A 12491-nucleotide genomic window follows, 5' to 3' on the forward strand; every position below is an offset into this window, starting at 1 on the left:
TCCGAGAAGTTCGCGGCCACAGTCATATCTGTTTCAGTTACAGACTGTTCGGGTTACAGCGTGACAACCATCTTGCCGGTGTTCGCGCCGCGCATCAGGTCGATGAAGGCTTGCGGTGCGTTCTCCAGGCCTTCGACGATGGTCTCGTCCCACTGAATCTTGTTGTCGGCGAGCCACGCTGCCATGTGGGTGCGGAATTCGCCGCCGAGGTGACGGTAGCCACCCACGAGGAATCCACGCAGGGTGAGCTGCTTGCCGATCACCAGTGCCAGGTTGTGGGGCGCGGTGGGCTTGTCGGTGGTGTTGTACTGAGCGATGGCTCCGCACAGGGCAATCCGGCCGCCCTGGTTCATGGCATCGATGGCGGCTTCCAGATGTTCGCCACCGACGTTGTCGAAGTACACGTCGATGCCGTCAGGGGCAGCAGCGGCAAGCAGTTCGGTGATCGGGCCGTCGTGGTAGTCGAATGCCGCGTCGAATCCGAGCTCCAGCAGTCGGGCGACCTTCGCCGGCGAACCGGCGCTACCGATAACTCGCTTCGCACCGAGCAACTTGGCGATCTGACCGACGAGCGATCCGACGGCACCTGCTGCGCCGGAGACGAATACGGTGTCGCCTTCCTTGAACTCTGCAACCGCGGTGAGGCCGGCATACGCGGTGAGACCGGTCATGCCGAGGGCGCCCAGGTAAGCCGTCGCCGGCGCGATGGACGTGTCGGCCGGAGTCACTGCGGATCCGTCGAGGATGGCGTATTCACGCCATCCGAGGCCGTGGACGACGACGTCGCCCACGGCGCGATCAGCCGACTTGGATTCGACGACCTCGCCGACAGCACCACCGTCGAGCGCTGCACCGACCTGGAACGGCGGAAGGTAGGACTTCACGTCGTTCATCCGGCCGCGCATGTACGGGTCGACGGAGATGGCGATGTTGCGGACCAGGATCTGGCCGTCTTCGAGTTCGGGGAGTTCTACCTCTACGGTGGAAAAATTCTCCTGGGTAGGCCAACCGTTGGGGCGTGAAGCGAGATGGATTTCTCGGCTGACAGTAGTGGTGGTGCTCATTCGTCGTCCTTACTTACTTCGAGGGTGACCTCGATGTTGCCGCGAGTCGCGTTGGAGTACGGGCACACCTGGTGCGCCTTCTCCGTCAGCTCGACGGCCTGATCGTGGGGCAGATGGGGGAGAGAAACTTCCAGCGTCACAGCGAGTCCGAAACCACCTGCACCGTTAGGGCCGATGCCGACTCGCGCGCCGACTGCGGAATCGGCCACGTTGGCCTTCTCGGCGCGGGCGACCATCTGCAGTGCGGAGTGGAAGCAGGCTGCGTACCCGGCGGCAAAGAGCTGCTCAGGGTTGGTGCCTTCGCCGCTGCCACCCATTTCCTTGGGAATGGCGAGACCGAGATCGAGGCGGCCATCCGAGGTGCGAGCGTGACCGTTGCGGCCTTCGCCGGTGGCAAGTGCTTCTGCGGTGTAGACGATGTTCATGACTTCTTCTTTCCGTCGGAGTGGGCATTGGATGCTTGAAGTGACTCGCCGAGACGAGTGAGAACGTCTCGGAGCTCGGTGAGTTCGTCGTTACTCAGACCAGTGGCGCCTGCGAGCTTGGCCGGGATGTCCTCGGCCTTGCTGCGCAAGGCGGAACCCGACTCGGTCAGGTGGATCTCGACGCGACGCTCGTCGGTGGTGAGGCGCCGGCGTTCGATGAATCCCAGGCCCTCGAGCCGCTTGAGCAGCGGCGACAGAGTTCCGGTATCGAGATCGAGCGCCTCACAGATCTCTCGCACGCCGCGGCCGTCTCGTTCCCAGAGTGTCAGCAGGACGAGGTACTGGGGGTACGTGATCCCCAGGTCGTCGAGCATTGCTCGGTACGCGGCCGTAGTAGCCCGCGACGCCGAATAGAGGGCGAAGCAGACCTGGCGTTCGAGGGCGAGTGGGTTGGTCACGAGAACAACTGTAGCGCACAGTTAAGTTGTGCACAACAAAGAGGTGTCAAATAGACCTTCGGATGATCGGCAGTCCGTCTACGGCGTCGACAGAATCTCGGAGACGCACTCGAGGAAGGTATGCACTGTCCGGGCCGCAGGTGCCGGAAACCTGGTGCGCACTGCCAATCCGTCGTGAGTGCGTGAGAACCAGAACTGAACGTCGTCCGCGCTCGACACGCGACTGAGTTGCTGCGGATTGATCGGCGCAGACTGTGATTCGCAGGTCTGTGAGTTGCAGGACGGCGATTCGCTGGACTGTGATGTACGGGGGCGCGATCCACCAGGCATGCTTCGGTAGTCGGCGTAGGACACCGAGAAGATGTCTCTGCGAGTGGGCGAAACCTCGGGCCCCAAGCTCTGCAAGACTTGTCTCGACGACACGGACGACAGTGAAAGTGACTCGTGGAAAGCGAGATTGACTGCCCGAGCAGTGCTGTGAAGATTGTCCATGCTCGTCACGGTGATGGGCGCATTGGCTACCAGCCATCCGAAGGTGTGGTTGTGTCGCGGTTCCCGACGGGTGTGGACCGGGAACAGTAGGTGTGTGTCCCTCTTGCCGGTCAATTGTGTTGTGGCCAAACCGATCGACGCGAGAATCGCGCCGAACGACGAGTGTCGATGATCGGCGCAGTTCTGGTCGAACAGCTCTGCTTCGCCGGCGTCGAGGAGCATCCGGGTGTCTGTGCCCTGAGGTGACATGGTCCCGGCGGGCAGTCCCAGATCTACGGGAAAATGTGGAGTGTCACCCCCGCATGATCGGAGGAAGGACCGCCAACCCGCAATGCGGTGGTCGCCGGGCTCTGGATCCGCGGTTGCCGATTCACGGAAGCAGTAGTTGAGGAAACTCCCGGGCTCCGGCAGGAGATCCGACGCGATCGGAACACGGTCCGCCTGCGTGTATTCGCGATACAGAGTGCTGATCTCGGTAATTGCGATGCTCATGGACCAACCGTCGCAGATGGCATGGTCGAATCCGCAGATCACTGTTGACTGGTCCTCGCGGGTGATGGCACCGAGAAAGTACGCGGGAAACGCAAAAGGATTGCACCATCGATCCAAGCGCTCGCCCAAGAGTTCTCGCACCTGTTCAGGTGTTCGTGCGTCAGCCACTGTTTCCTCACGCAGGCGCAGATCGCCGACGTCGGCGACGTCGACGAACAGTGCCGAGGATTCGCCCGGTTCTTCGGCCTGGGAGAACGAGCACGACAGGGCGTCGTGACGGGACGTCCATTCCTCGAAGCTGGCCTTGAGTGCGTCCGTGTCGATGGGGCCGGGAACGTCGAAAGTGGCAGCGAGCCAGGTCGTATCGCCGCGGCTGCCGGCAAGGTGCAGCTGCTGATTGGAGGTCGGAGGAACCGGATACGTCGATCCGGTGGAGATTTCGCTCGGCGTCCACTGCAGGATGCGGCCCGGCCGTGCCTCGAACCTGTCGAGAAAGGTGATGTGCATCAGGCGGTCTCCACTTCCTGACGCGCATCCGCTTGACGAACGACCCGGTAGTCGCCGGCATCAGCGACCGTTCTCAGGACGTTGCGGAGATGTCGAAGGTATCGATCCACCGATGTGTGTGCCTGCTCGGTGTCGGGAAAACTGACCATCACATACGTACGGTCTTCCTTCCTGTTGATCCACATCGACAGATCACCCGTCGTTCCAGGTCCACCCAGTGCACGCGCTTCGAGTTCGTCGTGGTGCTCGGCACCGGGAATCAGGCGCATGTCGATGTACGACACCATCGGTGGGACCGACGTTCCGCCGAAGTCGGATCCGGTCAACTTCGACACCTGGGCGATCACCGAATGGATGGACACGTCCGCGAGCCCCTTCACTGCGGCGCGAGCAGCATGGGCAAGGGGGAGTGCATCGGTGAAGCTGGTGACACCACTCAGCGTGAACGAGACCGGGACGAGATTGATGAACCAGCCTTGAGAAAAACGGTATCTCGGATCGGAGCGAGTACCGACTGCGTTGAGCGCGAAGTAGTTCGCTCTGTCCGAGACCTCGATCTCGGTGAGGGCGAGGGCCGCGAATATCCCCGTGGAGAAGCCGACGCCATTGGCCTTGCACAGCGCTGCGAACGCGGCCGACTCGTCGCTGTCGAGAACGTCGATATGTGTGCGGGTCGACCGGGTCTGCTCGCCCCGTGGCACGCCGAGGTCGAGGGGGAACGTCGGGAGTTGTCCGGCATTGGCCGCGAGAATCGAAATCCACTGCTGCACAGGGGCTGCGGAGAAATCGAGGTCCCCCGCGGCTGCCCGTTCTTCACCGCTGTACTCGACATAGCTTCCGGGGGAGGGAAGTTGAGCGTCGATGCCGGCGCTTTCGGCGACGTACAGCGCACGAAGTTCTTCGACGCCCAGCATCAGCGACAGGCCATCGGTGTGCGAGTGATCGACGCCGTAGTAGATGGTGAAGCCGGCGCCCGTGCCGTGTTCGACGGCGCCACTGATGAACGAGGGCCACTGCAGTGGGCTGGTATCGCCGGCGAAACTTCGGCTCACGTGTTCGCGAACCGCATCTGTCGTGTTCAGGGGACCGACGCTGTGTGACGTGAGTTCGATCGTCGACGCCTCCACCACCCGACGGTCGATGACCCCACTACCAGCGGGATCTTCGGATGGTCTGACCTCGAACCAACTGTGCAGTGTGTTGTGCCGCAGGACAAAAGCCTGCACTGCCCGCCGCAGTGCCTCCCGATCGAGATCACCGGGCAGCGTGAAGGTGAATCCGATCCACGGTGACCAGTCGACGCCTTGCGCGCGCTTGTGGTCGGCGGTACGAATGTGTCCCTCTTGTAGAAACGAGAGCGGTTGGTCGCTCCGCGGTGCCGCGGATGCCGCCGCCAGGGATTGCTCAGTAGGCCTGAACTCGGTGAGTGTCCCGGCTTTCGGTGCCCAGAGATCGATCGGTGTCATTTCCATGGGAGTTCTCCTCGATCGTTGCAGCGGTGTTAGTCGGCGCTGTGGATGTTTCGGTCAGGAAGGCAAAATCCTCCATCTCACGGCGGAGAAGGCCGGCGAACTGATGGATGTGGCGACTCGTGCGTGCATTGCCCGGGTGACGTATGGCCAGATTGAGTCCTTCCGGCGTTCGTGTCAGCCAGATGTAGACGTCGGTTCCCGAATGATCGCGACTACGAAGGCCTCTGGTCTGCCAGCTCGTCCACTGCTCGGCACCGGGAACGTGACGAACGTCCATGTAGGAGAGCACGAACGGCAGGTGCTGCGGGCAGTCGATCAGCTCGCACACTTTCGAATACGGCAAGGCAGCTGAGGGTCGGACGCGTCGTACCTCCGCGCCGGCAACCTGGGCCAGGTCGCTCACGGTAGCGGCGGGAGAAATCGGAATCCTCACCGGCACAACACCGATGAACCATCCCAGGGACGCGGCCCATCGAAGATCCGAACGGGTGTGTTGCGGCACGACGACGCGGAATTCGTCTGCACCGGTGAGATCGCCGGTCACTTTGGCCGCGCACGCGAGTATCGCGGCCAGGAATCCTTGGTTGCTGCGCTTGCTCGCTTCTGCCAGGCGTTCGGCTCCCCGGGCGCTCAGAAGCCAGGCGGACAGGCTTTGCTGAGGAACTCGGCGTCCGGTGACCGGTTCGGGTAACGCCGGAAAGAACGGAGCCTCACCGTGCGTGTAGAACTCACGCCACGTCTGCACCGCAGGGTGGGAGCAGTCCGCGTGTTCCACGAGATCTCGTTCGGTGGTGCCGAAGTCGATGTAGCTCCCAGTCTCCGGTGGTGAGAGAGGGTTCCCCTCGCTCAACGATCGGTAGATCGCCTGCAGTTCGTGCGCGGTCAGCGCAACCGAATATCCGTCCAGCAGAGCATGATCAGCGGCGAAAACGACAGTGAAATGATTGGGACTTTCAATCGTCGCGAATTGATACGCAGGCCAGACGAGTGGATCGGTCGACCGGTCGAGCAGTTGCTGCAGGTGTGTGAAGACGGACATCGAGGACGCCAGGTGTCCGACTTCGGTGCCCAGAATCCGGACGTCTCCGGGCCCCGCGGTGCGTCGGACTATCGCTTCGCCCTCTGTGGCGACGTGTGTCCGGAGCACTTCGTGGCGATCGATCCAATGATCGAGTGCAGCCGCCCAGATCCTTCGGTCGAGTCGATCGTGGATGCGAAACGAGGTACCCAACCAGGAGGGAGTGCATCCGTCGATCTGATGGTGCACCTGCTGTTTCACCTGTTCGGCATGTTTCAAGTGTGCTTCGTGAATGTAGCTGGCGGGACGCTGGTCGACAGGCCACTGCTCGGGCGGATTCACCGCAGCGGGAGCCCACTCGGTGACGGTCCCAGGCGGTAAGGGATAGTCGGCAAGTTCCGTGAATTCCATTGGGAAACCTGATCTCTCGAGATGGCGAAAGGTGGGGATCGTGAACGGGGCGGATGTTTGTAACCGAGAGTGACAGATGATTAGTCAAGGCAAGTAGAACGCGACCCGAGGCTGCGCGCAACTGCTTCGGTCCGGGATGTGACGAGGAACATTCCGCTCGTTATTTCGGACAATTCGAATACTGGACATCCGGTTTACAGCCCTGGTCAGCTGTCAGTTTATCGATCAATCACTCTGTGGTGAAACAAATTTCATCAACCTGCTCAAAAGCTGTGAGATCGCGACACATTCGAATATGTAAATAGTGGAATATGTTTGTGTGTAGTAAGTTTCGTAGAGATTCTGGTGTATCTCTTTCTATTGCAACACGGTTCGTGTAGGTCCGGCGTGCGCACTCGGTGCCGCGGATTGTTCACCGAGTATTGACATGCTCGGCATCTGCCGGTCGTATGCAGACGGTATCTGTAAGAGATGACTGATCCGATGGAATACGACCTGGTTGTGATCGGCTCCGGCCCGGGTGGGCAGAAGGCTGCCATCGCGGCCGCCAAGTTGGGTAAACGGGTGGCGATGGTCGAGAAAGGCAACATGCTCGGGGGAGTGTGCGTCAACACCGGCACCATTCCGTCGAAAACACTGCGCGAGGCGGTTCTCTACCTCACCGGGATGAACCAGCGCGAACTGTACGGCGCGAGTTACCGCGTCAAGGAGAACATCACTCCGGCCGACCTGCTGGCGCGAACCCAGCATGTCATCACCAAAGAGATCGAAGTCGTGCGATCTCAACTCCTGCGCAACCGTGTCGAATTGTTGGTAGGGGTCGGCTCGTTCGTCGACGAGCACACCATCCTCGTCGAGGACGCCTCGCGCGGAGACAAGATGACGATCACTGCGAAATTCGTCGTCATCGCGACCGGAACGTTGCCTGCCCGTCCGTCCGGTGTGTCCTTCGACAGTCACCGGGTGCTCGACTCCGACGGAATCCTCGATCTGACCTCCATCCCGACCACCATGGTCGTGGTGGGTGCGGGAGTGATCGGTATCGAGTACGCGTCGATGTTCGCGGCGCTCGGCACCAAGGTCACCGTCGTCGAGAAGAGAACGTCGATGCTGGACTTCTGTGACCCCGAGGTCATCGAATCGCTGCGGTTCCATCTGCGCGATCTGGCGGTCACCTTCCGATTCGGTGAGGAAGTGACGGCCGTCGACGTCGGAGCGAACGGAACGCTCACGACGCTGCGCAGCGGCAAGCAGATTCCCGCCGAGACCGTCATGTACTCGGCTGGACGTCAAGGTCTCACGGCGCCACTGGCGCTGGAGAACGCAGGGCTGGAGGCAGACGAACGCGGGCGTATCTACGTCGACGACAATTTCCGCACCAAGGTCGAACACATCTACGCCGTTGGTGACGTCATCGGATTCCCGGCATTGGCGGCGACGTCGATGGATCAGGGTCGACTCGCGGCCTACCATGCATTCGACGAACCCGGCGCGAAGCTGATGGATCTGCAGCCGATCGGCATCTACTCGATTCCCGAGGTGTCGTACGTCGGCGCCACCGAAGTGGATCTGACCAAGGAGTCGGTGCCGTACGAAGTCGGGGTTTCCCGATACCGTGAACTCGCGCGTGGACAGATCGGCGGTGACACCTACGGAATGCTCAAGATTCTGGTGTCGACGGATGACCTCAAACTGCTCGGTGTTCATATCTTCGGCTCGGGTGCAACGGATCTCGTGCATATCGGTCAAGCGGTGATGGGGTGCGGCGGGACCGTCGAATACCTTGTCGACGCCGTCTTCAACTACCCGACGCTGTCCGAGGCGTACAAGGTGGCGGCGCTCGACGTCATGAACAAGATCAGGGCTCTCAAGCAGTTCCACTAGGGGTCGGGTGTCCTCAGGTACCGGTCAGGGTTGGTCGGTGTACTTCTCGGGTAGCACTTGTTCGAATACCTGAGGGTGATGTCAGGACTGGGGAAATAGGGCAGGGTTTACGTCTATGACCATTGCCCTGGAACTTCGTGTGGACTTTCGATGCTGATCGGACTGATAGCCGCAATCGTGGCGTGTGTCGGATACGGCGTTGCGTCGGTGCTGCAGGCGTACGGTGCGCGCAAGTCGGCAGCAGCCGCCGAGCAGCGGGGCGAGTCCGGGCACGTGACGGCGTCGGGTGGCCCGACCTTGCGGTCGACGTTCGCAGCCGCGCTGACGGCGTCGTTCATTCTGGGCACCGTGCTCGATGCGGTCGGATTCGCCGGTAGTGCGATCTCCGCGCGGCTCATTCCATTGTTCTTGTCGCAGACCGTGGTCAGCGCCAATCTCGTCATCACGGCGGTGCTGGGGACCGTGGTCCTGGGCATCCAGCTGCATCGCCGCGACTGGTTCGCGATCGCCGCTGTGATCGGATCGCTCCTGCTGCTCGGCTTGTCGTCGGGTCACGCGGGCGGCGGGAGTTCCAATGACGTCGTCCACTGGGGCGTCCTGGTGGGCTCGGCGTTGATCTTGTCGATCGGCATCGGTTTGATCCGATGGTTGGGTTCACGCGCAGCAGTTGTCGCCGGATTGATCTCGGGTGTGCTGTTCGGCTGTCTGGCCATTGCCGTACGCGTGGTCTACGGAATCGATCCGTTCGAAATCGGCACGATGCTCCGCGATCCGGCCGGGTGGGCAATCCTCGTCTCGGGCCTGGGCGGTTTCTATCTGCACACGGTCGCGCTGCAACTGGGGTCCGTCAACGGAGCGACGGCGGCTCTGGTTGTCGGCGAGACGGTTGTTCCGGGAATCGTCGGCGTCGTGGTACTCGGTGACGCGTCGCGACCGGGCCTGGAATGGCTTGCCGTCGTCGGCTTCGTAGGGGCGATCGCCGGTGCCGTCGCCGTGGCAGTCTTCGGCGCCGCGACCCACGAGGAGAAGCCGGTCGAAGAAGTGACCGTCTGATCCGTTAGCGAAAGTGTCCTCGAGGACACGACGGCGAACACGACTACAGACGTGTTAGAAAGGCAGTTCAGGCCGATCTCGGAGGGGCAGCGATGCACGGGGCAGAAGCGAAACACGAGGCCGAGGCCATCGCCGGCAACAAGGCGAATTGGGATGATCGCGCCGATGTGCATGTGCGCTCCGAAATGTACGACGTCGGAGGGTTTCTCGCCAACAGCGCGACCATTTCCACAGTTGTGCAGAACGACTTGTCGATTCTGGCCCCACATCTGCCGGAGTCAGGAGTGCGGGGTCGCTCGCTTCTGCATTTGCAGTGCCACATCGGGATCGACACCATCTCCTGGGCGCGACTTGGTGCGATCGACGTGCACGGGCTTGATCTGTCACCGAATTCTCTGCACCACGCAGCTCGTATCGCAAAGGCCGACAACCGCCGGATCACCTGGGTGGAAGGTGATGCGCGATTCGCTTCGACGCTTGTCGACAGGCGTTTCGACACGATCGTCACCAGCGCCGGGACCATCGTCTGGTTGCCGGAACTCGCCACCTGGGCTCGGTCGATCCACGACCTCCTCGAGCCGGGTGGGGTGTTTCAGATCCGCGACGATCATCCGATCCTCGGCGCAATGGCATTCGAACCGTGGACGATCACCGACGACTACCTCTCCGGAGGCGGTGTGCGTTCGTACGAAGACTCTGCGACCTACACCGGGAACTCCGACGGACAGATAGCGCACGCCACTAACCACGAATGGCGCCACGATCTAGGCGAGGTCATCGGTTCCTTGCTGGATGCGGGCCTTCATATCGAATCAGTTTCGGAACTTCCCTACATGGACTGGCCGGCCTTCCCGGAACTCGTTGCGTGCGCCAACGGATGGACTCTGTCGGACCACGCTGCGAGGATCCCCCTGAACTTCGCCATCGTCGCCAGACGGAATCAGTGACGTGAGTAAGCAGGGCTGATTCCCTTGGGGGACTTCGCTAACTTCCTGGAGTCGCGTGCGGCTTCGGTGCATGACAATCGAGCGGCCAACTCGCCTGATCGCCGTCGGTGCGCGGTGGGTGTTGTGCGCCCGGAAAACGCGTGGTTCGTAGTTCTTTCGAGCTAATACTTTTGGTGGATAGCGCTTTTCGCTCGAACTCTGCATGGCGTTGTTGCAACCGTTCGACGGCATCTGCAGTACCAGGGTTCGCAGGAACAGGTGTCGCTGTTCGGTGGGCCCAGCGGTAACGGAAACCGCTTTCTGGCAGGTAGTTCTAGTGCGCGACCGATGCCTCGCATACGTCATGTGGTCACAGGCAGCGGGATGTTGACCGGAGGAAATCAATGAGCAGCTTGGACATTCAACGTTGGTCGAACGACTTCACCGCCCTCACCAAGGTCATATCGGAAGGCATCGAACAGTTTGTTCTTCGGTTCATTTCGAGCTGAAGTGATCTGAGCTCGCTGCCTGGTGCGGATGGTTCCTTGGCTACTGCCGCGATTCGGATGCTGAATTGTGATGAAGCAGAGTTGCTTACGGAGTTTCGGAGGCCTGGGCCGGTGCGAGCACGTAGGAGAATACGTACGTCACCAGGGCGATGACCGCAAGTACGATCAAGGACGTCGGGAATCCTCCGGCATCTCGCACCGGTTCACCCGTAGCGATGACAGCCGCCACGAACACTGTGGCCACCAGTAACGCCACCGCCATTGTCGAATACGCCGCGAACCGATGCTTCCAGCGGTGGACTGTGCGCGCCGGCCATCTCCGGCCTGTGCTCAGCGCACTGCGCCCGCCTGCTACTGCGCTCGAGCCGACAATCAGCCCGACCAGTGCTCCGATGAAGGCAGGTATGAACAGTCCTACCCAGGACCAGGCTTCATCGCCGACTATCGGGATCATCACGGCGACACCTGTGACCGCACCGGTGAGCGCGGCCAGACACAGCTCCTTGTCGACCCAGCTCATCGATCAACTAGAACACAGGCACGATCGCGGGGCTGTGAAGTATTGCGATTCAAGGGCTAAAGAACTCGAGGCGGCGGTGCAGACGCGAGATCGACGGGTCTCCGATCGTGCGTCTGCCGTCTGTGCGTGCCTGGCTCGGGGTCATCCCGTAGAAGTCCTTGAACGCGCGCGCCAACTGGGACTTGGACGTGAAGCCGCAACGCTGCGCCAGCGCTTCGATCGTTTCGTTCGGCATCTCGGCTCGGGTCAACTCGCGATACACGAGTTCGAGACGCTTGCGCCGTATGACAAGCGCAATTCCGCCGTCGGACGCGAACGCGCGGTAGAGCTGGGCCCGGGAGACCGACAGGGCCGCGCACATGGTCGTAGGCCCCAGCCAGGTCTCGGAGAGATGCTCGGCAATGTAGGCGTAGGCACGATCGCGGAGAGAGTAATCGGGCCGCGGCAACAAGTCGGGCTCAGCGATACCCAAGCTGACGCGGAGAAGTGAAGCGACGACGTCCTCGTAGCCGGCCGCAGCATCGGGGTCGAGATGTGGCAGCGCCAGTACGACCGATTGCAGGCACTGAGCGAGAACGAAGGCGGGAACTCCGCGCAGGACAGTTCCGTGGAGGGAACGACCCTTGGACTCTGCCTCCACGAGAGAGCGCGGGGCGAGGAGCGTGATGGTGCGCCCTGTCGCCTCGGCTTCGGCGGCGGCGGTCCAGGTCCGCCCTAGGTCGAAGAACGTGACGTCCCCTGTGCGGGCGACAAAATCCACCCCCTCGGCATCACCACTCACCTGCCCGTCGAGGACGACCTGGATCATGTACTGATCGTCGAGCCCGCTCTCGGCGATGACGATTTTGTTTCGGGTGTACTTCTGCGCATTGAAGGTAGTTTCACCGATCAGCGAGGTCCCGATGGGCAGAGCGGATATCGAGCCTTCGAGCGGAGCGTCGGCAAGCACCGGTTCGGTGACGAAGAACGGACGGGTCGCGCCGCGCCAGAAGTCGTCGGCATCTGCGGGGTCGACCGATCGGGTCGACACGCGAATGCGGGCGGAATTGATCGACACGCGGGCATGATATGTCAGATCCTGCAGGCCGCAGTCACTCTCCCGCAAATAATCACCGATAGTGATCGAGCCCACATATTGAGACAAAACGGACGATTTTTTGAGACGCACGGCCCTCGCGTGTCGTGCAGATTCTGTCTATGTTGTTCGTTATGGGTGGACAGGCTGTGAGTTCGGTTCTCGAACGAAATCTCGAATTCGGC

General features: G+C 61.4%; 11 protein-coding genes. 3 read left to right on the forward strand and 8 right to left on the reverse strand.

The annotated features are described in order from the left end of the window. Nucleotides 1-53 precede the first annotated feature (53 nt). The 6 genes from ACWF6P_RS16295 to ACWF6P_RS16320 all read right to left on the reverse strand — a co-directional run bounded on the left by ACWF6P_RS16295 (nt 54) and on the right by ACWF6P_RS16320 (nt 6339). A complete protein-coding gene (locus tag ACWF6P_RS16295; RefSeq protein WP_378631463.1) occupies nt 54-1064 on the reverse strand; it encodes an NADP-dependent oxidoreductase in 1011 nt (336 codons plus the stop codon). Further along, complete coding sequence (locus ACWF6P_RS16300) at nt 1061-1489, reverse strand: organic hydroperoxide resistance protein (RefSeq protein WP_003939720.1); 429 nt, start codon at nt 1487-1489, stop codon at nt 1061-1063. Before ACWF6P_RS16300 ends, ACWF6P_RS16295 begins: the two co-directional genes overlap by 4 nt. Beyond that, nucleotides 1486-1947, reverse strand: coding sequence for a MarR family winged helix-turn-helix transcriptional regulator (locus ACWF6P_RS16305; RefSeq protein WP_378631465.1), 462 nt, complete (start codon nt 1945-1947; stop codon nt 1486-1488). Before ACWF6P_RS16305 ends, ACWF6P_RS16300 begins: the two co-directional genes overlap by 4 nt. Before the next feature lie 78 nt (nt 1948-2025). After that, a complete protein-coding gene (locus tag ACWF6P_RS16310; RefSeq protein ID WP_452621681.1) occupies nt 2026-3438 on the reverse strand; it encodes a condensation domain-containing protein in 1413 nt (470 codons plus the stop codon). Further along, nucleotides 3438-4910 (reverse strand): condensation domain-containing protein, encoded by a 1473-nt coding sequence (locus ACWF6P_RS16315; RefSeq protein WP_452621682.1) that lies wholly within the window; start codon nt 4908-4910, stop codon nt 3438-3440. The genes ACWF6P_RS16310 and ACWF6P_RS16315 overlap by 1 nt, the downstream gene beginning before the upstream one ends. Continuing rightward, nucleotides 4843-6339, reverse strand: a complete 1497-nt coding sequence (locus ACWF6P_RS16320) for a condensation domain-containing protein (protein ID WP_452621683.1) — start codon at nt 6337-6339, stop codon at nt 4843-4845. The genes ACWF6P_RS16315 and ACWF6P_RS16320 overlap by 68 nt, the downstream gene beginning before the upstream one ends. 471 nt (nt 6340-6810) lie before the next feature. On the opposite strand from ACWF6P_RS16320, the gene sthA reads away from it, so the two are divergent. The 3 genes from sthA (at nt 6811) to ACWF6P_RS16335 (ending at nt 10223) form a co-directional block, all read left to right on the forward strand. Continuing rightward, nucleotides 6811-8223: a Si-specific NAD(P)(+) transhydrogenase gene (gene sthA / locus ACWF6P_RS16325; protein ID WP_283302488.1), complete on the forward strand. Its 1413-nt coding sequence runs from the start codon at nt 6811-6813 to the stop codon at nt 8221-8223. A 150-nt stretch (nt 8224-8373) separates the two neighbouring features. After that, nucleotides 8374-9276 carry a hypothetical protein gene (locus tag ACWF6P_RS16330; RefSeq protein ID WP_378543051.1) on the forward strand — a complete coding sequence of 301 codons (903 nt, stop codon included), beginning with the start codon at nt 8374-8376 and terminating at the stop codon, nt 9274-9276. A gap of 92 nt (nt 9277-9368) precedes the next feature. Continuing rightward, nucleotides 9369-10223 carry a class I SAM-dependent methyltransferase gene (locus tag ACWF6P_RS16335; RefSeq protein WP_452621684.1) on the forward strand — a complete coding sequence of 285 codons (855 nt, stop codon included), beginning with the start codon at nt 9369-9371 and terminating at the stop codon, nt 10221-10223. 573 nt (nt 10224-10796) lie between these two features. Here ACWF6P_RS16335 and ACWF6P_RS16340 read toward each other — a convergent pair. Both ACWF6P_RS16340 and ACWF6P_RS16345 read right to left on the reverse strand, forming a co-directional pair. Then, a complete protein-coding gene (locus ACWF6P_RS16340) occupies nt 10797-11231 on the reverse strand; it encodes a hypothetical protein (protein WP_452621685.1) in 435 nt (144 codons plus the stop codon). Between the two features lie 49 nt (nt 11232-11280). After that, nucleotides 11281-12288, reverse strand: a complete 1008-nt coding sequence (locus ACWF6P_RS16345) for a helix-turn-helix domain-containing protein (protein ID WP_452621686.1) — start codon at nt 12286-12288, stop codon at nt 11281-11283. Nucleotides 12289-12491: the final 203 nt, after the last annotated feature.

The organism is Rhodococcus sp. NPDC055024, from assembly GCF_053608585.1.